Raw genomic sequence first — 22,689 nt, forward strand, 5'->3', positions numbered from 1 at the left:
TATCGCGCTGCGTGTCGGCTACGAATCCATAGGAATCCGGCGACGACGCATGAGCACGGCACCGAGCAGCAGCAGCACGGCGCCGCCGGCCAGCCACGGGCTGGCGTCCAGCCCGGTCTGGGCGAGGCCGGCAGCGCTACCGCCCGCCGCGGCGACGGTGAGGTCGGTCCAGCCGATCACCGCGCCCGCCGCATCCTGGACGATCAGGCGGTGACTGCCTGCGGCGAGATCGGTCGGCAGCACCACGCTCACGGTGCCCGCGGCACTGACCTGCTGCCACCCACCGAGGTTGACCGGCGTGGAACGGACCCAGACGGATACGTACTGGCCGGCGTATCCGGCGCCCACGGTGATGGCGACCCGGCCGCCGGGGGCAACCGAGGAGTCACTGCTGGTGATCTTGTTCTTCAGGATCGCCGTCAGGGCAGTTTCCGCTGCCGTCGTCGGGAGAGCCGTCGGAACACCGGGACCGGTCGGACCGGTCGTCGGAACCGGGGTCGGCTCCGTCGTGGGGACCGGGGTCGGCTCCGTCGTAGGCTCCGTCGTCGGGACCGGGGTCGGCTCCGTCGTAGGCTCCGTCGTCGGGACCGGGGTCGGCTCCGTCGTAGGCTCCGTCGTCGGGACCGGGGTCGGCTCCGTCGGAGGCTCCGTCGTCGGGACCGGGGTCGGCTCCGGGGTCGGCTCGGTCACGGTGACGGCCAGGGGCACGCGCACCACGGTGCCGGACTCCTTGGCCGTCAGGGTGAGTTCGCTCGAGGCGACGGCATCGTCGGGCACCGTCACGGTCACCGTCGCCGCTCCCGTCGCGTTGATGCTCGTCGGCCCGAAGACCGTGCTGCTGTCGCCCCAAGCGATGGCGAGCTGGCTATTCTTCGGAGCTCCCAGCGAGGTGATATTCAGCTGTGACACACCGAAGGTCACGGAGTCGCCGGGCTTCACTGCGGCGGTCGGAACACCGGTCACGGCTGCCTGAGCTGCCGCGAACGTCGGGGTCAGCGGGCTGTTGGCGGTGATGTAGGAGATCCAGGCGTCCCGGTCGACCAGACCGGAGTCCCTGGTGTTCGTTCCCTTGGCGAATTCCCGGAAGTTGTCGCCGCCCTGGAGCAGGAAACTGAACGAGCCGACCCGGTAGGCGCGGTCCAGGTCGATTGGGGATCCGTCGATCCAGATTCCCGTGATGCGGTCACCGGCTCCGCGGCTGGCGTCGAACGTGTAGTTCACGTTGTCGGAGAGCCCCAACTGCAGGTACGGCCGGCTGGGCACCGCTCCGGTCGCATCCGTCTGCCACTGCTGTTCGAGGGCGACCTTGAACTGGGCCCCGGTGAGGGTCGTGGTCCAGAGGTTGTTCAGGAACGGCAGCACGGCGTTCGCTTCGGCGTAGGTGACAACGCCATCCGGTGCAGTGAGCAGGTCGGCGCGCAGGCCGCCCGGGTTGACGATACCGATCTCGGCACCGCCGACGAGCGGGTCAGCCAGCGACTCGCGCAGAGAGTTCGCCACGAGGGTGCCCAGGGTGGATGCCGCGGCACGGTTCTCCGCGCACGGGCTCGTTCCGCCCAGGCAGGCCCGGCTGATGTCGGCGCTGACGCTACCGACGGGCTTGTTGCCGATCACAGCCGCCTCAGCGACGGCGGCGTCCACGATGGCCTTGACCGTGGCGACGGCCGGGTACGCGGAGACCAGGTCGCCGTCGGCGATGGTGGAGCGTTTCACGTTCTGGTTCTTCACGGTGGTGGTCTCACCGGTGGACGGGTCGTAGCGGAGCACGACCTGACCGATGTTCTCACCGTAGCTGCCGGTCTGCAGCACCGGACGGGTGACTCCGGTAGCCGCTCCGGGCACCTGGGCGTTCCACGCGTACTGCTTGTGGGTGTGCCCGGTGAAGATCGCGTCCACCGAGGCCGCGGTCAGCGTCACGATGTCGGTGAAGGCGGCTTCAAGCTTGAGCTCGTCCTCGAGAGTGGCGTTGTCCGGCGTGCCGGCGCCGGCGCCCTCGTGGTACTCGGCGATCAGCACATCCGCCTCGCCGTTGGCGGGGTCGCCATCGGTGAGTTGAGCGGCAACGCGGTTGACCGCGGCGACAGGGTCGCCGAACTCGATGGTGGAGATCCCGCCCGGTGAGACCAGGGTCGGGGTCTCTTCGGTGACGGCGCCGATGACACCGACGGTGATGTCGCCGATCTCGAGCAGCGTGAATTCCTGCAGGGCAGGCGTTTCGGTCCCTGAGAGGTAGACGTTCGCACCGAGGTAATCGAAGTCGGCGGCCTCGGAGACCCGGCCGGTGAGGTCGGCGAGACCCTGGTCGAATTCGTGGTTACCCACGGCCGACGCGTCGAGGCCGAGCGCGTTGAGCACGTCGATGGTCGGCTGATCCTGCTGCGATGACGACGCGAAGAGCGAGGCGCCGATGTTGTCACCGTCGGAGAGGAACAGCGTCGCCGCATCGCCGTATTCGGCCCGAAGCTGCTCGACCGTTCCGGCGAACTTCACGGTGTTGTTGTCGATCCGGCCGTGGAAGTCGTTGATATTGAGCAGGTTGATGTCCACGGGCGGGGCGGTGGCGACATTGAGGCCCACGACAACCGGGTCGTGATCGGACGAGCGGTACGCGTCGGCGACGTAGAAGTCGGTGACGTTGTTGTTGTACCGGCTGTACTCGAGGGCGACGGACTCGACGGAGTTGATGTTCCAGACGTCCACATCGGTGACCGTCGCGTTTGCTTCGGGTGAGGCGAACACGTGGTCGAGCGAGCCGACGGTGCCACCGAACGCGTAGGTGTATTCGCCGCTCTTGGCTTCCTGACTCAGGTAGCCGGCGTCGGTGATGACCTTGATCGGGTCTTCCATGTCGTAGGCGTTGAAGTCGCCGGTGAGGAACACCCGGTCGATGCCCGTGTCGGTCCTCAGTGCGTCGGCGAAGGCCACGAGAGCGGTGGCCTGCTTGACCCTGGAGGCGTTGGACGCGCCCTGGCCATCGCCGGCATCCGCGTCGGCACCGGTGCCGGAGCCCTTGGACTTGAAGTGGTTGACGATCACCTGGAAGGCGCTGCCAGAGTCACCGACCAGCTGGAAGGACTGCGCCAGGGGCTGGCGGGCGTTGTCGAAGGCGGCGTCGGTGAGAATGGTGGACGCGCCGACGGTTTCCACGATGGCCTTCTTGAAGATGAAGGCCGTGCGGATCACGTCTTCGTCGGCGGGGACGACGTCCGGGGAGGCGACGAAGGCCCACGCCTCGGTGCCGAGGTCGGCGTTCAACGCGCCGACCAGGTCGCCGAGCGCGGTGTCGCGGTCCTTGCCGAACGCTGCCGAGTTCTCGATCTCCTCGAGCGAGATCACGTGGGCGTCGAGGGCATTGATCGCGGCGACGATTTTGGCCTGCTGGCGGTCGAGGTTGGCCTGGTCGGCGGCCCCTCTGGCGTCGCAGCCCGAATTCACCGTGGTGGGCGCGCCGGCCCGGTCGGTGTAGAAGGTGCAGCCGGTGAGCTCGTCGCCGGTGGTGGTGAAGTAATTGAGCACGTTGAAGCTGGCCAGACGGACGTCGCCGCCGACCGCGCGGGGGGCATCGGTGCGGGTGTTCGAGAAGGCGGCCGGCTGCACGGTGTCGGCGTTCGCAGGAACCAGCTCGGTGGTGGGCTGGAACTTCCAGGCGTTGTTGCGGTAGTCCAGGATGACGGGTCGGGTGAACGCCACCGCGGCGCCGATGCGCACAGGGGCTGTGGTTGACAGGTACGGCACCGGCTTGGCCTTGTTGGCCGAGCTCAGGTAGTTCGTTGTCGCGCCGTCGTCCAGCGTGACGGCACGGGCGGCGTTCGCCGCGACCGCCGCGGTGTACTCCGCGGTGCCGGGGCGGGCCGTCACAGTGGCACCGACCAGCGGGGTGGTGCCGGACGCGAGCCCGATCTCGCCGTACTGGTTAGTGGTGTAGTTGTTGGTCACCGTGAAGTCGCCGGTCGGGGCGATCAGCATGCCCTCGAGCGATTCGCGGTCGGCATCCGTGGCCGGCAGGCCCACCGTCGCGGCCACGGGGGTCTCGACTCCGGTTCCGTCCAGCACGGTAATATCGGTGAGCGCGCCCACGGTCAGTTGGGTGAGGTTGTAGAAGTCACCGACCAGGCCGGTGACCGAGACATGGTCGCCGGCGACGACGGCTGCCGCCAGCGCGTTCGTGTAGACAAAGATGCCGTCGGATGCGGAGTGTGTGGCGAGATCGACCGCGCCGCCGGTCCCGGGGGTCTGCAGGTAGAAGCCCTTGAAGCCGCCCGTAGGGAAGGCTGCGGTGACTACGCCGGTCGTGGTGACCGTGCTGCCGGCCAGCGGGCTGACGCCAGTCGTGCCCTGGATCTGGTTGATCGCCACGGTCTCGACCGGGGCCGGGGTGCCCGTCGGTGCGGGGGTGGGCACCGGGGTCGCCGTCGGCGTCACGGTGGGGGTCGGGGAGGGCGTCGGGGAGACACCGGCGGAACCGGTGGGGGTGATCGTGGCCGACAGGCTGAAGTCGGCGACATTGCTGTCGGAGTCGATGCCCGACGTGCGGTTGAACGACTTGACGTCGGTGTTGTCGGCGGGAGCACCGGCGACGGCGCCCTCGAAGGTGAGGGAGGCGCCGTAGCCGAGCAGGTCGATCACGTCGGGGTTGGCGGCGGAGTCGCCCGCCTCGAGGGTGAGTGCTGCGGTGGACTTGGCGAGGATCAGGGTGCCGGTGGTGCCGCTCGGGTCCAGGGTCGAGGTCTGGTCCGGGGTGGGGAGGGCCGCGCCGGTGGTGCCGTTCGAGCCGCCGGAGACGAGGTAGTAGCCCTTGGCCGGGATCGTTCCGGTCAGGGCGACGAAACTCGGGCTGTCGGCGACGGTGCCGTCGGCCTCGCGGTACTGCAGCGACCAGGCCGAGAGGTCGATCGCGGCATCCGTGGGGTTGTAGAGCTCGATGAACTTGTTCGCGAATGCAGCGTCTGTGCTGCCGCCGCTGAGGTAGGCCTCGTTGATGACGACGCCGGTGCCGGCGGGGACGGCCTGGGCGGAGACGGCCACGACCGGGGCGACGGCCAGGCACGCTCCGATCAGCGAGGCGAGGGCCAGCCGAAGCGGGCGGGGTGGTGCGAGCGACATGGAGTCTCCTGGATGGGTGCGATGAACGGTGTGGCAAACAGGGTGCAGGGCAGAGCAGAGGCAGGGTGAAGCTCGGGTTTGTGGGCACGCTGAACGTGCGAGTGGGCACGCCACGAACCGCGCGGGGCGGGCGTGGTGCACGAACGTTGCAGGTTGGCCAGAGTGCTTGGGGGGCAGCCTAGCGACCGTCTATGTCCGGTTGGTTACGCGACGGGGAACATGCTCAGATGAGCAGAAAAACGCCGAGCGGGCCCACATCTGAGCGGGCCGGCATCGAATCAGGCCAGGCGCTTGAGCATCCGCGTGTTGCCGAGGGTGTTCGGCTTGACGCGGGCGAGGTCCAGGAACTCCGCGACACCCTCGTCGGGCGAGCGCACCAGTTCCGCGTACACGGCCGGGTCGACAGTTTCGGTGCCCATGTCGACGAAGCCGTTCCTGGTGAAGAATTCCACCTCGAAGGTCAGACAGAACAGGCGGCTGAGGCCCAGTTCCCTGGCGTCGGCTTCCAGACGACCGATGAGCGCATGCCCGACGCCCTTGCCGACCCAGTCCTCCGACACGGCCAGAGTGCGCACCTCGCCGAGATCCTCCCACATCACGTGCAGGGCGCCGCAGCCGACGAGGTTCCCGTCCAGGTCCTCGACCACCCGGAATTCCTGCACGGCCTCGTAGAAGACCACGCGGTCCTTACCGAGCAGGATGCGTTGTTGCACGAGGGGCTCGACGAGGGCCTGGATGAGCGGCACGTCGCGGGTCCGAGCCCGGCGCACGATGAGCTCCTGGTGTGTCACGTCCGCTCGCTCTCCTGGCCGCTCGCTGCGGCCGATTCAGTTCTGCCCAAAGCCCAATTCTATGGGCGAGACGACGAACGGCCCGGCGGATGTCCGCCGGGCCGTTCGTGTGGTGCTCCCTTGCTTAGTCGCTGGTGATGGCCAGATCGGGCGTGCCCGGTCCGGTTCCCACCGCGGCGGCGGCGTTGATGCCCACCGAGACGGACTCGTTGCGGTTCGTCGTGGTGAACACGTACTCCCCGTCGACGAAGTCCACGTGCACGTGGTCTCCGGCGTTCAGCTCGCCGTGCAGGATCTTCTCGCTCAGACGGTCCTCCACCTCACGCTGGATCGCACGACGCAGCGGCCGGGCGCCGAGTGCGGGGTCGAAGCCCACCTCGATGAGGTGTTCCTTCACCGCCAGGGTCAGGTCGATGGTCATGTCGCGGTCGAGCAGCCGGTCGCCCAGGCGCTTGATGAACAGGTCAACGATCTGCAGCAGCTCCGGCTTGGACAGTTGCGGGAAGACGATAATCTCGTCGACGCGGTTGAGGAACTCGGGCTTGAAGTGCTTCTTCAGTTCCTCGTTCACCTTTCCGCGCATCCTGTCGTAGCTGGTGGCGGTGTCGCCCTCGAGCTGGAACCCGACGGGCGAGCCGCTGATGTCCCTGGTACCGAGGTTGGTCGTCATGATGATGACGGTGTTCTTGAAGTCGATCACGCGACCCTGGCCATCGGTCAACCGGCCCTCTTCCAGAATCTGGAGGAGCGAGTTGAAGATGTCGGGGTGGGCTTTCTCGATCTCGTCGAACAGCACCACGGAGAACGGCTTACGACGCACCTTCTCGGTGAGCTGGCCGCCCTCTTCGAAGCCGACGAACCCGGGAGGAGCACCGAACAGCCGCGAGACCGTGTGCTTCTCGCCGTACTCACTCATGTCGAGCGAGATCATGGCGGCCTCGTCGTCGAAGAGGAACTCGGCGAGCGCCTTGGCCAGCTCGGTCTTGCCGACACCGGTGGGGCCGGCGAAGATGAACGAACCGCTCGGACGCTTCGGGTCCTTCAGCCCCGCACGGGTGCGACGGATGGTCTTGGCGAGCGCCGAGATGGCCTCTTCCTGACCGATGACGCGCTGGTGCAGTGCCTTCTCCATGAAGACGAGGCGCGAGGACTCCTCCTCGGTGAGCTTGAACACGGGGATGCCGGTGGCCTGGGCCAGGACCTCGGCGATCAGGCCCTCGTCGACCACGGCGGTGGTCTTGACGTCGCCGGACTTCCACTTCTTCTCCAGGCGCAGACGCTCGCCGAGCAGGTTCTTCTCCTCGTCGCGGAGGCCGGCTGCCTTCTCGAAGTCCTGGTCCTCGATCGCCGTCTCCTTGGCGGCGCGCACCACGGCGATCTTCTCGTCGAATTCGCGCAGCTCCGGCGGGCTGGACAGGATCGAGAGGCGCAGGCGTGCGCCGGCCTCGTCGATCAGGTCGATGGCCTTGTCGGGCAGGAACCGGTCGGAGACGTAGCGGTCGGCGAGGTTGGCCGCGGCCACGAGGGCGCCATCGGTGATGGACACCTTGTGGTGCGCCTCGTACCGGTCGCGCAGACCCTTGAGAATGTTGATCGTGTGGGGCAGCGACGGCTCGGCGACCTGGATCGGCTGGAAGCGGCGCTCGAGAGCGGCGTCCTTCTCGAAGTGCTTGCGGTATTCGTCGATCGTGGTCGCACCGATCGTCTGCAGTTCGCCGCGGGCGAGCAGGGGCTTCAGGATCGAGGCCGCGTCGATGGCGCCCTCGGCGGCACCGGCTCCGACGAGGGTGTGGATCTCGTCGATGAACACGATGATGTCGCCGCGGGTGCGGATCTCCTTGGTGACCTTCTTCAGGCGTTCCTCGAAGTCACCGCGGTAGCGGCTGCCGGCGATCAGCGAGCCGAGGTCGAGCGAGTAGAGCTGCTTGTCCTTCAGCGTCTCGGGAACATCGCCCTTGACAATCGCCTGGGCGAGGCCCTCGACGACGGCCGTCTTGCCGACGCCGGGTTCACCGATCAGCACGGGGTTGTTCTTCGAACGGCGGGAGAGGATCTGCATGACCCGCTCGATCTCCTTCTCGCGCCCGATCACCGGGTCGAGTTTGTTGTCGCGCGCCGCCTGGGTGAGGTTGCGCCCGAACTGGTCCAGAATCTGGCTGCCCGCCGGGTTGGCTGCGGTCTCGTTCGCGCCCACCTGCACCTGCTCCTTTCCTTGGTAGCCGGAAAGGAGCTGGATGACCTGCTGGCGCACCCGGTTGAGGTCGGCGCCGAGCTTGACCAGCACCTGGGCGGCAACGCCCTCGCCCTCGCGGATGAGCCCGAGCAGGATGTGCTCGGTTCCGATGTAATTGTGGCCCAACTGCAACGCTTCGCGAAGGCTCAGTTCGAGGACCTTCTTGGCGCGCGGCGTGAACGGGATGTGCCCGGTCGGCTGCTGCTGCCCCTGGCCGATGATGTCCTGCACCTGTTCGCGCACGGCATCCAGCGAGATGCCGAGGCTCTCCAGGGCCTTGGCGGCCACGCCTTCACCCTCGTGGATGAGCCCGAGCAGAATGTGCTCGGTTCCGATGTAGTTGTGGTTGAGCATCTTGGCCTCTTCCTGGGCCAGGACGACGACACGACGAGCTCGGTCGGTAAATCTCTCAAACATATGAACACTCCCTTGGCGCCAGGGCGGTTATGGCACCGATACAAAGAGAGTAACCAGCGCAAGCCCGGATGCGTGCCTCTGTTCGCCGTGGGCGTGACGGATGTGACCCGCAAGGTCTCCGGCATCGCCCGCCGCGCCCCGGGCGCCCGGGGTGTTTCCCCCGACCTGCCCCCAATCGGACGAGTTGCCCCCGCGTAGCGGGGCATTTCGACCGCACCGGGGCAACTCGACGGGCACCCTTGCGTGCCGCAACGATAATCGATATGTTCTGACCCTGTCCACATATCGATAATCGTTAGGAGAAGCTGATGGCGAAGACCACCCTCGCCGACAAGGCGCACCGTACGGCCCGGTTGGAACGACGGCTCGGCCGGGTTCTCACCTGGCTGATTCTCGGCGGCGCCCTGATCTGGGGCCTCCTGGGGACCGGCATCGGAGCCGCCATCCTGATCGGGCAGCTCCTGCAGGACCGGTTCGTCGTCACGCTGTTCGCGGATGCGCCCCTGCCGCCGTCCGCGTCCGCCGGCACCGCGCAGATCACCGGCGGCACGTTCGATTCGGCCGGGATCACTGTCACCGGCCTCAGCGCCCTGCCCCGCTTCCTGCTCACCCTGGAGGGCTCCACAACAGTCGCCACGACCCTGCTGGTCTCGGCGACCGTGGCCTACTTCTGCTGGAGCGTGCTGCGACGCCGTCCCTTCAACCGCCCGGTGTTCTGGCTCGTTGCCCTGGTGGGCTACGCGCTGCTCCTGGGCACGGTGCTTGGGCAGGGCTTTGGCGGGCTCGGCCGGATGATCGCCGCCGCCGAGCTGAACGGAGACGCCCCCGAGGGCTTCTGGCCGCTGGCCACTCTCGTGGACCTCGCACCCGCTGGGACCGGACTCGTGCTCCTCGTCGCCGCCGCCGCGATCTCCCTCGGCCAGCGCCTGCAGCGTGAGACCGACGGACTCGTCTAGTGGTTGCCGCCGATGACGAGGCCACAGGCATCCACTGCAGGCTCGACGAGTTGCTCATCGAACGGGGAATGACGCTCATCGGGCTGAGCGAGCTGGTCGGGATCAGTGTGGTGAACCTATCGGTGCTCAAGAACGACCGGGCCAGGGCCATCCGGTATTCGACCCTTGCCGCGGTGTGCGTCGCCCTGGACTGCGAGGTCGGCGACCTGCTCGTGCGCGCCGACTAGCGATTCTCCCCCTTGCGGGGGGTCCTGATGGCGCAAATACTGTCAGCATTCGGCTCCACGATTTCGCGACCTGAGAACAGCAGGCGAAAGGCGGCGGCACCATGGACGGCACTCCGAACCCGGCCGGAACCCGCAGGGTGGGCCCGAACGGATCCAGCACCCCCGATCCCGCCGATGAAATCGCCCGGCTCTCCGCCGAGAACGCCCGGCTGCGCGGGCAGCTCGGGCCGGCCGCTGAGCACCGGGCGGCAGCCAGGTGGCGGGCGTTCTTCGCGGCGCTGCTGATCACCATCGGGGTGATCCTGGCCCCGGTGAGCGTGGTGGCGTACTGGACGAAGGGTTACATCAACGACACCGACAGGTTCGTTGCTTCGCTCGCCCCGCTCGCGGACGACCCGGCCGTGCAGGCCTACCTGGTGGACGAGATCGTCACCGTGGTCAATGACAGCATCGACATCGACGGCATCACCAAAGACCTCTTCGCCGGGCTGTCGAACCTCGACCTCCCACCGGCCGCCAAGGATGCCCTGACGTTGCTCGAACAACCGGCCGTTCAGGGCGTGCAGGGCCTGATCCGGTCGGCCGCCACGAACATCGTCGCCTCGGATGCATTCGCCCAGCTCTGGGAACAGGCGCTGCGGACCAGTCAGACCCAGGTCATCGCGGCGCTGGAGGGCGACACCACCTCGGCGCTGGTGATCAGCGACACCGGGGACATCGGCATCCAGCTTGGACCGATCATCGCGGAGGTCAAGAAGGAACTCGTCGACCGGGGCTTCTCGCTGGCGCAGAACATCCCCGAGGTCAATCGCACCATCGTGGTGGCCCAGTCCGACTCCCTCGTGCAGGCGCGCACCGGCTACCAGTTGCTGAACGTGCTCGGCTTCGTACTGCCGTTGGTGAGCCTGGGGCTGATCGTGCTCGGCGTGCTGGTGGCCAAACGGCGCTCGCGCACCATGATCTGGGCCGGGCTCACCCTGGCCTTGTCGATGGCCCTGCTCGCCGCTGGGATCGCGGTGGGCCGGATACTGTTCGTCAGTGCCGTCTCGCCGACCTACCTGCCCAGCAATGTTGCCCAGGCGCTCTATGACGCCGTGGTGCCGTTCATCAACGCCACCGCCCTGTCGGTGGGGCTGGTCGGCTTCACGGTGGCCGTGGTGGCGTACCTGGCCGGACCGTTCCGCGGTGGGGCGATCGTGCGGCGGGGCACCATCGGCACGGCCGCCCGGATCCGGGCTACGGCAGCGGACGCCGGGATCACGACGGGCGGCTTCGGCGACTTCCTCTACCACTATCGGCGTCTGGCGCACGTGCTGATCGGGTTGGCCGCCGCCGCCGTCGCCATCTTCTGGCGGCCGCTCACCCCACCGGTGATCATCTGGACAGCGGTGCTGGCGCTGGTGGCCGTGTTACTGGTCGAACTGCTGCAGCGTCCGCCGGTCAGCCCGGGCGCGCGCCCGGCATCCGGCACCCCTCCCGGCGGCGGTCCCGCACCGCAGGAGCCGTCGGCCGGCCCGGCCGGCGACACCCGCAATCAGCCCACCCTGCCGCTGCCGCTCGGAGACCCGGACGACCTGCCCGGCCAGACCGGCCCCACAGAACCCCTCGAACCGATCCGCACGACGGGTCGTCCGGATTAGGCTCGCAGTGTGAGCAACCAGGAAACCGAACCGGCCGAGATCGTCTGCGATACACCGGCCGTTGCGGGGGTCGACCCCGTCGTCCTCCTGCAGCCCCGGGATGTGCCCCTGGGCGGTCCGCGAGCGATGGGCGTGCGCCGCACACTCCCCCAGCGTGAGCGCAGCCTGATCGGCGCCTGGTGCTTCGTTGACCACTACGGCCCCGACGACGTCTCGGTGACCGGCGGGATGGTGGTGCCGCCGCATCCGCACACCGGGTTGCAGACGGCGAGTTGGCTGTTCGCCGGCGAGGTGGAGCACCGAGACAGCGTCGGCAGCGTCGCCCTGGTGCGCCCAGGCGAACTGAACCTGATGACCGCCGGCGCCGGCATCAGTCACTCCGAGGTGTCCACCCCCAATACCACCGCGCTGCACGGGGTGCAGCTGTGGATTGCGCTGCCCGAGCTCACCCGGCATCAGAAACCGCATTTCGAGAACCACGTCATCGCACCGATCGTGCGCAACGGGGTCACCTTGCACGTGTTCCTGGGCAAACTGGCCGGACTCACCGCGGCCGCCACCGGGGACACCCCACTGGTGGGCGCACAGATCGACCTGCCGGCCGGGTCGTCGATCGACCTCGAGGTCGAGGGTTGCTTCGAGCACGGCGTCCTCGTCGACACCGGCACCGTGCGGTTCGCCGGCACGACGGTGCAGCAGAACCAGCTGGGCTTTGTGCAGGCGGGCCGCTCAGGCATCCATTTGGAAAACAGCGGCGACGGCCCGGCCCGGGTGGTGCTGCTGGGCGGTGAGCCGCTCGGCGAGCAGATCGTGATGTGGTGGAACTTTATCGGCCGCGGCCACGAGGAGATCACCGCCTGGCGGGCCCAGTGGCAGCTCGAGGTCATCGACGAGGCGGATCCGGCGGGCCGATTCGGCCAGGTGGCGTACCACGGCAGAGCGCTGCCTGCACCGACGCTGCCGACCGTGAGGCTCAAACCGCGCAGCTGACCGGTCGCCGCTGCACCCGGCGACCGGTCGCCCCTATTGCACGGCCGAGGTCAGCCTGGCCAGGTTGTCGAGGATCGTGGAGCGCAACGGCTGCCGCATCCACTCCTCGAGGGTGAGTTCACGGCTGTCGGCCCGGTAGCCGTCCTCCACGGCCCGCAGCGCCTCTACGAACGAAGCTCCGCGCACCATCAGCGACACCTCGAAGTTGAGACTGAATGAGCGCATGTCCATGTTGCTTGAGCCGATCACGGCGACGTCGTCGTCAATGGTGAAGTGCTTGGCGTGCAGAACGTACGGCGCTTTGTACATGTAGATCTTCACGCCGGCGCGGAGCAGCTCCTCGTAGTACGAACGCTGGGCGTGGTAGACCAGAGCCTGGTCGCCGATCTCGGAGACGAACAGTTCCACGTGCAGTCCGCGTTGTACCGCCGTTGTGATCGCGTACATGATCGACTCGTCCGGCACGAAGTACGGGCTGGTGATCACGATGCGTTCCTGCGCGTAGTAGAGCAGCGCCAGGAACAGGCGCAGGTTGTTCTCGCCCTTGAAGCCGGGTCCGCTGGGCACGACCTGGCAGTCGAGGGCATCGGAGATCTGCTCCGGATGCACAGGTTCGATGTCGCGGGTGAGCAGCTCGTTGGTCTCGCTGTACCAGTCGGTGATGAAGATCGCGTTCAGGCCCGACACGATGGGCCCTTCCAGGCGCACCATCAGGTCTTTCCACTTGAGGCCGCGGCGGATGTTGCGCTTCATGTTGTAGGTGCGGTCGATCACGTTCTGCGAGCCCATGAAGCCCACCCGGCCGTCGACGATGACGAGCTTGCGATGGTTGCGCAGGTCCGGCCGCTGCCACTGGCCCTTGAACGGCTGCAGGGGCAACATCAGCTGCCACTGCACGCCGGAGGCGGTCAGCCGGCGTTTGGTCTCCTTGAAGCCGGGCTTCCGCATTGACTGGATGTGGTCCATGAGCACCCGCACCGTGACGCCGCGCTTGACGGCGTTCTCCAGAGCATCGAAAAACGGCGCGGTGGTGTGGTCCAGCGAGATGATGTAGAACTCGACGTGCACGTACTTGGTGGCCCTGTCGATGTCGGCGGCCATCGCGGCGAGGGTCTCCTCGTAGTCGCCGTGCAGCCGGGCGCGGTTGTCGCCCACCAGGGGCATCGAGCCCAGGTTGCGGTTGAGCTGCACAACGGATTCGAGCCAGCCTGGCCACGGATGTTCGCGGGTGACCCGCTCCATTCCGGCGGTGCTGTCCAGGATGAACTGGTTGATCTCCGCCTGCATCTCGACGCGGCGCTTCGGCAGGGTGCGGAAGCCGATCAGCAGGAACAAGAGCGCGCCGAAGTACGGGATCAGGAAGATCGCCAGCAGCCAGGCCATCCCGGACGTGGGCCGGCGGTTGCGGGGAACCACGATGATGGCCACCACGCGGATGGCGAAGTCCACCAGGAACGCCACCACCAGGAAGATGGTGGACAGGTCGATGCCGAACACGGTCAGCTAGCCGGTTTGTCGAGGCCGAGTCTGGCCCGTTCCTCCGCTTCGACGCGCGCGTACGCGTTTCGTTCGGACCGGTCGGCGCGGATGATGGCGCGCATGATGATCCAGAAGATCACCCCGACCAGAACCGTGGGCGCGAGCGAGAACAAAGCGTTGGCCCAGAAGTCATCCATAGTCACCCCAGCCTACGCGAACAAGCCGCGCCCCCCTCCGCGAGCTGTGACTTAAGCACCAGGATTCGCGGGTTTCGGGTGCTTTTCTCACGGTTCGCGAGGGTGGCCGGGGGGTTACTTGACGAGAATGCCCCAGATGCCCGAACCCAGCAGGTACAGGCCCACGGCGCCCACCACGACCCAGATCATGATCCGGTTGTTCGACGGACCCTTCTTGCCGTCGTCGTCCGATTTCAGCTCGTCCTTGGGCAGAAAAGTCATCATGCGGTCACTTTACCAACGGGAAGAGGATGGTTTCGCGGATGCCGAGGCCGGTGAGGGCCATCAGCAGCCGGTCGATCCCCATGCCCATGCCGCCGGTGGGCGGCATGCCGTGCTCGAGGGCTCGCAGGAATTCCTCGTCCAGGCGCATCGCCTCGGGGTCGCCGCCGGCTGCGAGCCTGGCCTGCTCCACGAAACGTTCGCGCTGCACGACGGGGTCGACGAGCTCCGAGTAGCCGGTGGCCAGTTCGAAGCCGCGGATGTAGAGGTCCCACTTCTCCACGACACCGTCGATGGACCGATGACCGCGCACCAGCGGGCTGGTGTCCACCGGGAAGTCCAGCACGAACGTGGGTCGAACCAGGTCCCCCTTGACGAAGTGCTCCCAGAGCTCTTCCACGTACTTGCCGTGGATGGGGTGGTCGACCTCGATGCCTTCGGCTACGGCGAGGGCCTGCAGGTCGGCCAGCGGGGTGGCGGGGCTGATCGCGCGCCCCACGGCGGCGGAGAGGCTGTCGTACATGCTGATGCGGTCCCACTGGCCGCCCAGGTCGAACTCGGTGCCGTCGGCCCAGGTCACCACGTGCGAGCCGCCGGTGATGGCCGCGGCGGCATCCTGGATCAGGGTCTGAGTGAGCTCGGCGATGGTGGTGTAGTCGCCGTAGGCCTCGTAGGCCTCGAGCATGGCGAACTCGGGCGAGTGGGTGGAGTCTGCGCCCTCGTTGCGGAAGTTGCGGTTGATCTCGTAGACCCGGTCGATGCCGCCGACGACGGCGCGCTTGAGGAACAGCTCTGGCGCGATGCGCAGGAACAGTTCGGTGTCGAACGCGTTGCTGTGTGTGGAGAACGGCCGGGCGGAGGCGCCGCCGTGCATGGTCTGCAGCATCGGCGTCTCGATCTCGAGGAATCCGCGACCGGTGAACGTGGCGCGGAGGCTCGCGACGGCCTGGGAGCGCTGCACGACGGTGCGGCGGGCCTGCTCGCGGGCGATGAGGTCCAGGTAGCGGCTGCGCACCCTGGTCTCCTCGCTGAGCTCGGAGTGCAGGTTGGGCAGCGGCAGCAGGGCCTTCGCGGCGATCTGCCACTCGGCGACCATCACCGACAGCTCGCCGCGGCGGGAGGAGATGACCTCACCGGCGACGAAGACGTGGTCGCCGAGGTCGACGAGGTCTTTCCAGGCCGCGAGCGACTCTTCGCCGACGGCGGCGAGCGAGACCATGGCCTGGATGCGGCTGCCGTTGCCGGACTGCAGGCTGGCGAAGCAGAGCTTGCCGGTGTTGCGCAGGTGCACGATGCGGCCGGCCAGGCCCACGGTGTCCCCGGTGGCGGCATCCGCTTCGAGCGCGTCGTATTGGGCGCGCACGGCCGGGATGGTGTGCGTGACGGGCACCGACACCGGGTACGCGCCGCCGCCGGCGCCGGTCGCCGCCGCGTTCAGGCGGTCCCGCTTGGCCAGCCGCACGGCCTTCTGCTCGGTCAGTTCGGCCTGGGCCTGTGCGTCAGCGTTGTCGTCGGGCACGGCGTCGGGGGTGGTGCTCATGCGGATTCTCCATCGGTGGGTGTACACGGGCCAAGCCGGTGCCCCGTTGAAATGCGGTTAGGGGATGTCCAGGGAAATGTTGTCGATCAGCCGGGTGCTGCCGACCACCGCGGCGACCAGCATCCTGGCCTGGCCTCGGTAGCCGTCGTCGACCGGCAGGTAGGTGTGCGGATGCACGACAACGAGATAGTCCAGTTTAACCAGAGCCGCGGCACCGATCACCGCGTGGGCGGCCACGATCGCGGCCGGGACCCCGGCGTCTGCGGCCGCGGCAGCAGCGGCCAGGCCGACCGAGAGCGATCTAGCCGCTGTACGGGCGGGCTCGTCGAGGTTGCGGTTGCGGCTGGACAGGGCCAGGCCGTTGTCTTCCCGCACGGTGGGCACGACCTCGATCTGCTCCCGCGAGTTGAGGTCGGCGACCATCCGCTCCACCAGGAACACCTGCTGGGCGTCCTTCTGGCCGAAGATCGCGATGTCGGGCTCGACGATGTTGAACAACTTGGCCACGACGGTGAGCATGCCGTCGAAGTGGCCGGGACGGGCCGCGCCTTCGTAGAGTCCGCCGACCGCGCCGGCGGTCAGCCGGGTCGACGATGCGCCGTCCGGGTACATCTCGCGGGCGTGCGGGGCGAAGACGAAGTCGGCGCCTTCCTCGGCCAGGGCAGCCACGTCGGTGTCGAGGGTGCGCGGGTAGGTGTCGAGGTCTTCGTTGACGCCGAACTGCAACGGGTTGACGAAGATCGACACCACCACGATGTCGCCCACGGCGACGGCACGCCGCACCAGCGCGCGGTGGCCGTCGTGCAGGGCGCCCATGGTGGGGACGAGCACGACATGCGCGTCGCCACCCTTGGCCGCGGCGTTCTGCTTGGCGAGGCAGAGCCGGCTACGCAGTTCGTCGATCGTGTCGATGACTTCTGGCTTGGTGAGCACGGTCATTGGTCCTCCGGGTCGAACGGGTGTGGCGGGTATGGCGGGTCAAGCAGGTGGGTGGCCTCGTGGAGGGCGGTCGGGTCGTCGAGCGGATGCCGGGCACCGGTGCGGGTGAGGGCGTTCTCGATGGCCGAGCGCACCAACGGGGCGATGACGGCCCCCGAATATTCGATGCCGATCTCGTTCAGCAGGCGGGTGGACTGTTCGACGATCGAGCTGGAGAACGCCGTGGCGGTCTCGATCGCCTCGGCGTAGACCTCCCGGTCGCCTTCGGCAACGATCACCGGTTCGCCGCCCATCTCCACTACCAGGGCCTGCGCGATCGGCAGCACGGGCCCCGGGGCTGTCACGGCGAAGTAGCTGTCGGCGAGGCGGCTGATGTCCAGGCTGGTGCCGGTGAACGACATCGCCGGGTGGATGGCCAGCGGGATCGCGCCGTTTCGTTGGGCGGGCAGGAGCACGTTTGTGCCGTACCGGGCCGAGGTGTGCAGAACGAGCTGGCCCGGCTGCCAGGTACCCGTGGCGGCGAGGCCGTTGACCAGGCTTTCCAGTTGATCGTCCGGAACGGCGATGATCACCAGCTCGCTGCGCTCGACCACTTCGGGCACGGTGAGTACCGGCACGCCCGGCAGGATCGCCTCCGCGCGGTCGCGGCTGGCCTGCGAGATCGCGGAGATGCCGGTCAGGGCGTGCCCGGCTCCGGCGAGGGCTGCGGCGAGGATGGGTCCGACGTGCCCGGCGCCGATAATGCCGATGCCCAGCCGCCCCGGTCGCTGGCTCACGGGGTCACCTCGGTGGCGGTGGGGACGGCGGGGGTCACGGCGGTCCGGGCGGGGGTGGGATCGATGTCCTGGCGGCTCCAGTGGTAGCTGGTGTCGGAATCCGCGGAGGCGACGGCGCCGGCGGTGACGGTCTCCAGCAGGCGCTCGGCCTCGCCGACATCGATCACTCCCAGGGTGGCGCTGACCGGCCCGGCCACGGTGTGCAGCCTGGCGGAGGCCAGCCGCAGCCGGCGGCGAACGGGACCCTGGCTGATTCCGACGCTCTGCAGCCGCGCCAGGGGTACGAGCACGAGTTGCCTGGACAGCACACCGCGGCGAAGCAGCACGGCGTCGGCCGACACCGCGTAACCGGTGCGGCGCCAGGAGAACGGGCGGAGCCAGGCGGCCCGGCGCGGCGCGTTGGCAAAGCCGTCGTCCCCGCCGCGTGAGGTGAGGCCGCGCTGGATCAAGGCGCGCGGCTTGTCGATCGCGACCCCGGGCAGGATCAGTTCGAGGACCTTCGCTACATCTGCCAGCGATCCGACCGGCAGCACGGTGGTCGCCGCCTGGCCTGCCGCTCCGTCGTTGGTGGAGTGGCCGGCCTTGTTGATGCTGATCTGCCACCAGCCGAACGGCCGCCAGGCCAGCGGCTGGCTCACACCGATGGCGTGGATACGGCCGGGAGGAAGCGTCTCGTTGCTGGTGGTGAGCAGGCCGAAGCCCACCCGCACACCGTCCCTGGTGCCGGCGATGCTGTAGCGCAGCGACTTGGTGAACCTGGACACGTAGTAGCCGGCGCTGGCGATCAGGCCGGGGAAGATCGCGATCAGCAGCCATTCGCTGCCGCCGACGATGACGCTCACGACGAGCGCGGCGATCGCGATGGCGACGAAAACTGTGAAGCCGCTGAAGACGATGGAGCCGATCAGACGGAGCAAGGGTATGCGCACGACTGACTCCGGCGGGGCGGCGTCGGGGTCCAGTTCGGGGGCGAGGAACTCGCCCACCCGGGCGCTGGCGTAGTCGTTCAGCGCCTGCCGACGGGCTGCCTGGGCGGCGGGCGGCGGTCCGGCGGGCACCAGTGCCGGGTCGCCGGCCGGTTGCTCCGGGGCCGGCTCGGCCGCGGCGGGGCGGGGCTGCCGGGCGCCGGAGGCCAGCTGCAGGATGTCTCGGCGCAGCCCGTCGGCCAGCGCAGAGCCGAGGTAGGCGAGCTGCACATTGGCATCCTGGCCGGCGACGCTCACCTCGAGCTTGGCCGCCCCGAACAGACGCGGGATCAGCGGGCGCACGATGTTGACGCCCTGGATGCGGTCGAGGCGGGCCTGCCGGTGACTGCGGAACAGGATGCCGCTGCGCACCTCGACGGATTCATCGCTGACCCTGAAGGTATGCATCCGCCAGGACAGGGTGAACGCGATCAGGATGACGATCAGGATCGCGGCGGCCGCAAGCAGTGCCCAGCCGACGGCGCCGCGTTCGTAAATCTCGTCGAGGGGGTCGCCGGTCTCCCGCGGGATGCCGAAGACCACGTCGACGAGACGCTCACGCAGGTTCGCGATAACGAAGCCGATCAGCGCGAACACGAAGATGCCGCCGCGCAGCAGCGGGCTCGCGCGATGCAGGCGGTGCCAGTCCCCGTCGGCGAGTGAGGTCACAACCCCGCCCGCCGGCTCTCGGCCAGTTCGACCAGGCGATCGCGGAGGGCATCCGCGTCGGCCTCGGCAAGGCCGGGGATCGCAACGCCAGAAGTGGCCGCGGCCGTGACGAACTTGAGGTCGGCGAGGCCGAGCAGGCGCGCGACGGGTCCGCGGGTGATGTCCACCAGCTGCATGCGGCCGTATGGCACGGACACGAAGCGCTGATACATGATTCCGCGCCGGAAGAGCAGGTCGTCGGCGCGCAACTGATAGCCGATCGAACGGACCCTACGGGGTTCGAGGGCGAGGGAGATCAGGGTGATCAGCGCGATCAGAGAGCCCACCCAGGCGGCCCAGACCTGGTCAAGCAACACCCAGAGCGAGCCGGCGACGGCGCCGACGATGAGCAGGAAGAACACCGTTCCCACGATTTCGACCATGACGTACTTCGGCGACACGCGCTTCCATTCACCGGCCTCCGGCAGGTCGAGGCGGGCCCCGACGGGAGCCACGGTCTCTCTGCTGTCGTTGTCCGGCAGAGTGCCGGCCGGTAGATCCGTGCCTGGCAGATCCGTGCCGGGCAGATCCGTGCCTGGCAGATCGGTACCTGGATATTCACTGCCGGGATACTCACGGCCGGGTAGGTCAGGCACGGGCTGCTCCGCCATCGTTTGGTCCCCCATTGTCGTTGTCGTGGTCGTCCGGCGGCAGTGTGCAGAAATGCTCCGCCACAAGACCGCCCACGAGGAGGATCACGGCGCCGAGCGCCATCCCGATCGCGAGCCACAACGATGTTACCGCCGGGACCACCGACCGGGTGAGGATGAAGACCACGATGCCCAGGCCCACGCCGAGCAGCAACGCACCGGAGAGACTGGACGCCTTGGCAAGCAGGGCGACGCGCATCGCCCGGAACGGGTCGACGCGTTTGGTCGCCCGGCCCCTGGTGGCCTGGCGGATGGGCCAGGCCAACACCACCAGGATCACGGCGATCAGGACCAGCGCCAGGGGAAGCGTGACCGGTGGAACGATGATCGGTGCGCTCCACGCGGTTGCCGCGAGCTCGACCAGGAATCCGACGACGAGCCCGGCCAGGCCCAGCGCGACCAGCGGGGTTGGTTGGGTGCGCTTCATCGGCGGGGGCCCTCCGAGCCGGTCTGGTGCACGGGGTCGACGCTCATCGTCACCGGATGCGCCCGCGCGGTGCGGTCGGCGACGGCGAGAAGCTCACGCACCCGGCCTCGGCCCGGCAGTTCGGCGTCGGGGTCGATGTCGAGCCAGGGTGCCAGCACGAAGTCACGTTCGGCGGCGCGCGGGTGCGGGAGGGTGAGCCTCTTGTCGTCCTGCCGAAGATCACCCAGGCGGATCAGGTCGATGTCCAGGGTGCGATCGCCCCAGCGTTCCTTCCGGGTGCGGCCGTGGTCGTTTTCGATTCCGTTGACGGCTTCGAGGAGGGCATGCGGCTCGCCCGACCAGAGCAGACTCACCACGAGGTTGAGGTACCCGGGAGCGTCCAGGTCCACCCCGTCGGGCTTGACGGCGTCGGAGGCGTAGACCGGCGAGACGGCGGTGAGCTCGGCCCCCGGCAGTTCGGCGATGGCACGCACTGCGGCGGCCAGGGTGGCCTCCCGGTCGCCGAGGTTGCTGCCAAGGGCGAGCACGGCCGTGCGCGCCAGGGCGGCTGCGGCGGTCATGCGGGGCGCCTCTCGGTGCCCAGGAGTTCGCTGCGCGCGTCTTCGATTAAGGCGCGATCAATTTGCACGCGTTCAATCTGCACGCGTTCAATTTGCACGCGTTCAATTTGCACCGACACATCCGCGAACGGTATCTCGATGGGGGCCTGCGGTTTGTGCACGGTCACCCGAACGCGTTCGGCGGCGTCGTGCGCGAGCACCACATCGGCGATGCGCTCGGCGAGGGTCTCGATCAGGTCGACCGGGTCGCGACGAACGGCGTCGGCGACCTCCACCGCGAGTTCGCCGTAGTGGATGGTGCTGGCCAGGTTGTCGCCGGACGCCGCGGCCCGGAAATCCAGCCAGACCGTCACGTCGATGACGAACTCCTGGCCGTTCTCGCGTTCGAAGTCGAAGACTCCGTGGTGCGCGGTGATCCGCAGCCCGGTAAGGGTGATCGAGTCGGTGCTCATGACCCTATTCTGGCCGAATCGACTCGGGCCAGCACGTTCAGGGCCGCCCGGGTGCCAGCCACGTCATGAACCCGCACGGCCCAGGCGCCCGCTTGGGCGGCCAGCACGCTGAGCACCGCGGTCGGCAGGTCCCGGTCGACGATGGCGGCGTCCGTCGGCAGCACGCCGGCGAGGAAGCGTTTGCGGGAGGCGCCGACCATCACGGGCAGGCCGAGCGGAGCGAAGGCGTCGAGGCGGGCGAAGACCCGCCAGTTCTGGTCGGCGTCCTTGCTGAAGCCCAGCCCAGGGTCCAGCACGATCTGGCGCCGCTGAACCCCGGCGGCCTCGAGTACGGTGACCCGCCGGGTGAGCTCGGCGACCACGGTGTCGACCACGTCGTCGTATTCGGCGAGCGTGTCCATGGTGCGGGCGTGGCCGCGCCAGTGCATAGCGATGTAGGTCAGCCCGGTGCGGGCGACCACGGCCGCCATGTCGGGGTCGGCGAGGCCGCCGGAGACATCGTTGATGATGTCCACCCCCGCGTCGGCGGCGAGTTCGGCGGTCCTGGCGTTGAGGGTGTCGACGCTGGTCCTGATGCCCAGGCGGCTCAATTCGGCGATCACGGGCAGCACCCGGTCCTGCTCGAGTCCCGGGGACACCCGGTCGGCACCGGGCCGGGTGGATTCGCCGCCGACATCGATGAGGTCGGCGCCGTCGGCGCAGAGGTCGACGGCGTGCTGCACGGCCGCTTCGGTACTCGCCCAGCGACCGCCGTCGCTGAACGAGTCGGGCGTGACGTTGAGCACACCCATCACGAGGGTCACCGTGCAGCCTGCGGGCCGCCGATGAGGGCGATGATCTCCGAGCGGGCGACGGGCAACGCCAGGTCCCCGCGGCTGGCCATGGTGACGGTGGAGCTATGGGTCTGGCGAGGACCCCGTGTGGTGACGCAGCCGTGGCTGGCGTCCAGGACCACCAGGGTCCCGCGCGGTGCCAGTCCGGTTTCGAGCGCGTCGGCGATCTCTTCGGTCAATCGTTCCTGCAGCTGGGGTCTGGCCGCGAGGGTCTCCACGACGTTGGCCAGTTTGCCCAGGCCCACGATGCGATCACCCGGCAGGTAGGCCAGGTGGGCCGTTCCCAGGAACGGCAGCAGGTGATGCTCGCAGACCGAGCGAAACTCGATGTCGCGCAGCAGCACGAGTTCACCCGTGCGGTCGCCCACCGGCACGGTGTCACGCAGGTGGTCGAGCGGGTCCTGGCCGAGACCGGCGAAGAACTCGGCGTAGGCCGCCGCCACCCGGTGCGGGGTCGTCGCCAGACCGGGCCGGCCGGGATCCTCTCCGATGGCGGCGAGGATCTCGGCGACGGCCGCCTCAATGCGTGGCTGGTCCACTCCCAC

20 protein-coding genes are annotated in these 22,689 nt (G+C 68.3%); 4 read left to right on the plus strand and 16 right to left on the minus strand.

Going from position 1 to position 22,689, the window contains the following annotated elements; all coding sequences use genetic code 11:
- Nucleotides 1-18: 18 nt before the first annotated feature.
- The 3 genes from BJQ95_RS16640 to BJQ95_RS16650 all read right to left on the minus strand — a co-directional run bounded on the left by BJQ95_RS16640 (nt 19) and on the right by BJQ95_RS16650 (nt 8,544).
- On the minus strand, nt 19-5,103 hold the full coding sequence (locus BJQ95_RS16640; RefSeq protein WP_256041430.1) for an ExeM/NucH family extracellular endonuclease: 5,085 nt from the start codon (nt 5,101-5,103) through the stop codon (nt 19-21).
- A 278-nt stretch (nt 5,104-5,381) separates the two neighbouring features.
- A complete protein-coding gene (locus BJQ95_RS16645; protein ID WP_130177254.1) occupies nt 5,382-5,894 on the minus strand; it encodes an amino-acid N-acetyltransferase in 513 nt (170 codons plus the stop codon).
- 124 nt (nt 5,895-6,018) lie between these two features.
- Nucleotides 6,019-8,544: an ATP-dependent Clp protease ATP-binding subunit gene (locus tag BJQ95_RS16650; protein ID WP_130177253.1), complete on the minus strand. Its 2,526-nt coding sequence runs from the start codon at nt 8,542-8,544 to the stop codon at nt 6,019-6,021.
- A gap of 308 nt (nt 8,545-8,852) precedes the next feature.
- On the opposite strand from BJQ95_RS16650, the gene BJQ95_RS16655 reads away from it, so the two are divergent.
- The 4 genes from BJQ95_RS16655 (at nt 8,853) to BJQ95_RS16670 (ending at nt 12,357) form a co-directional block, all read left to right on the plus strand.
- Entirely contained in the window at nt 8,853-9,500 is a 648-nt protein-coding gene (locus tag BJQ95_RS16655) for a hypothetical protein (protein ID WP_130177252.1), read from the plus strand.
- Complete coding sequence (locus BJQ95_RS16660) at nt 9,500-9,727, plus strand: helix-turn-helix transcriptional regulator (RefSeq protein WP_130177251.1); 228 nt, start codon at nt 9,500-9,502, stop codon at nt 9,725-9,727. Before BJQ95_RS16655 ends, BJQ95_RS16660 begins: the two co-directional genes overlap by 1 nt.
- Nucleotides 9,728-9,828: 101 nt before the next feature.
- On the plus strand, nt 9,829-11,367 hold the full coding sequence (locus tag BJQ95_RS16665) for a hypothetical protein (RefSeq protein ID WP_130177250.1): 1,539 nt from the start codon (nt 9,829-9,831) through the stop codon (nt 11,365-11,367).
- Between the two features lie 9 nt (nt 11,368-11,376).
- Nucleotides 11,377-12,357 (plus strand): pirin family protein, encoded by a 981-nt coding sequence (locus BJQ95_RS16670; RefSeq protein WP_130177249.1) that lies wholly within the window; start codon nt 11,377-11,379, stop codon nt 12,355-12,357.
- A 33-nt stretch (nt 12,358-12,390) separates the two neighbouring features.
- Here BJQ95_RS16670 and cls read toward each other — a convergent pair whose 3' ends face one another.
- From cls to folE, 13 genes are all read right to left on the minus strand, one after another.
- Complete coding sequence (gene cls, locus BJQ95_RS16675; protein WP_370688398.1) at nt 12,391-13,845, minus strand: cardiolipin synthase; 1,455 nt, start codon at nt 13,843-13,845, stop codon at nt 12,391-12,393.
- An 11-nt stretch (nt 13,846-13,856) separates the two neighbouring features.
- The gene (locus tag BJQ95_RS16680) at nt 13,857-14,033 is read right to left on the minus strand and encodes a hypothetical protein (RefSeq protein ID WP_165384898.1); all 177 of its coding nucleotides are present in this window, start codon (nt 14,031-14,033) and stop codon (nt 13,857-13,859) included.
- A gap of 114 nt (nt 14,034-14,147) precedes the next feature.
- On the minus strand, nt 14,148-14,297 hold the full coding sequence (locus tag BJQ95_RS16685; RefSeq protein WP_165384897.1) for a hypothetical protein: 150 nt from the start codon (nt 14,295-14,297) through the stop codon (nt 14,148-14,150).
- Nucleotides 14,298-14,301: 4 nt separating this feature from the next.
- Nucleotides 14,302-15,834, minus strand: coding sequence for a lysine--tRNA ligase (lysS, locus tag BJQ95_RS16690; protein ID WP_130177248.1), 1,533 nt, complete (start codon nt 15,832-15,834; stop codon nt 14,302-14,304).
- Between the two features lie 57 nt (nt 15,835-15,891).
- Nucleotides 15,892-16,773 carry a pantoate--beta-alanine ligase gene (gene panC / locus BJQ95_RS16695; protein ID WP_130177247.1) on the minus strand — a complete coding sequence of 294 codons (882 nt, stop codon included), beginning with the start codon at nt 16,771-16,773 and terminating at the stop codon, nt 15,892-15,894.
- A complete protein-coding gene (locus BJQ95_RS16700; protein WP_130177246.1) occupies nt 16,770-17,549 on the minus strand; it encodes a Rossmann-like and DUF2520 domain-containing protein in 780 nt (259 codons plus the stop codon). Before BJQ95_RS16700 ends, panC begins: the two co-directional genes overlap by 4 nt.
- Nucleotides 17,546-19,183, minus strand: a complete 1,638-nt coding sequence (locus tag BJQ95_RS16705; RefSeq protein WP_256041431.1) for a PH domain-containing protein — start codon at nt 19,181-19,183, stop codon at nt 17,546-17,548. The genes BJQ95_RS16700 and BJQ95_RS16705 overlap by 4 nt, the downstream gene beginning before the upstream one ends.
- Nucleotides 19,180-19,818: a PH domain-containing protein gene (locus BJQ95_RS16710; protein WP_240694696.1), complete on the minus strand. Its 639-nt coding sequence runs from the start codon at nt 19,816-19,818 to the stop codon at nt 19,180-19,182. Before BJQ95_RS16710 ends, BJQ95_RS16705 begins: the two co-directional genes overlap by 4 nt.
- Nucleotides 19,811-20,299 (minus strand): DUF3180 domain-containing protein, encoded by a 489-nt coding sequence (locus BJQ95_RS16715; protein WP_130177307.1) that lies wholly within the window; start codon nt 20,297-20,299, stop codon nt 19,811-19,813. Before BJQ95_RS16715 ends, BJQ95_RS16710 begins: the two co-directional genes overlap by 8 nt.
- On the minus strand, nt 20,296-20,859 hold the full coding sequence (folK, locus tag BJQ95_RS16720; protein WP_130177306.1) for a 2-amino-4-hydroxy-6-hydroxymethyldihydropteridine diphosphokinase: 564 nt from the start codon (nt 20,857-20,859) through the stop codon (nt 20,296-20,298). Before folK ends, BJQ95_RS16715 begins: the two co-directional genes overlap by 4 nt.
- Nucleotides 20,856-21,311 (minus strand): dihydroneopterin aldolase, encoded by a 456-nt coding sequence (gene folB / locus BJQ95_RS16725; RefSeq protein ID WP_130177305.1) that lies wholly within the window; start codon nt 21,309-21,311, stop codon nt 20,856-20,858. The genes folK and folB overlap by 4 nt, the downstream gene beginning before the upstream one ends.
- A complete protein-coding gene (folP, locus tag BJQ95_RS16730; protein ID WP_256041432.1) occupies nt 21,308-22,114 on the minus strand; it encodes a dihydropteroate synthase in 807 nt (268 codons plus the stop codon). The genes folB and folP overlap by 4 nt, the downstream gene beginning before the upstream one ends.
- Nucleotides 22,111-22,689, minus strand: coding sequence for a GTP cyclohydrolase I (gene folE / locus BJQ95_RS16735; RefSeq protein WP_130177304.1), 579 nt, complete (start codon nt 22,687-22,689; stop codon nt 22,111-22,113). The genes folP and folE overlap by 4 nt, the downstream gene beginning before the upstream one ends.

Source organism: Cryobacterium sp. SO1 (genome assembly GCF_004210215.2).
GTDB lineage: Bacteria > Actinomycetota > Actinomycetes > Actinomycetales > Microbacteriaceae > Cryobacterium.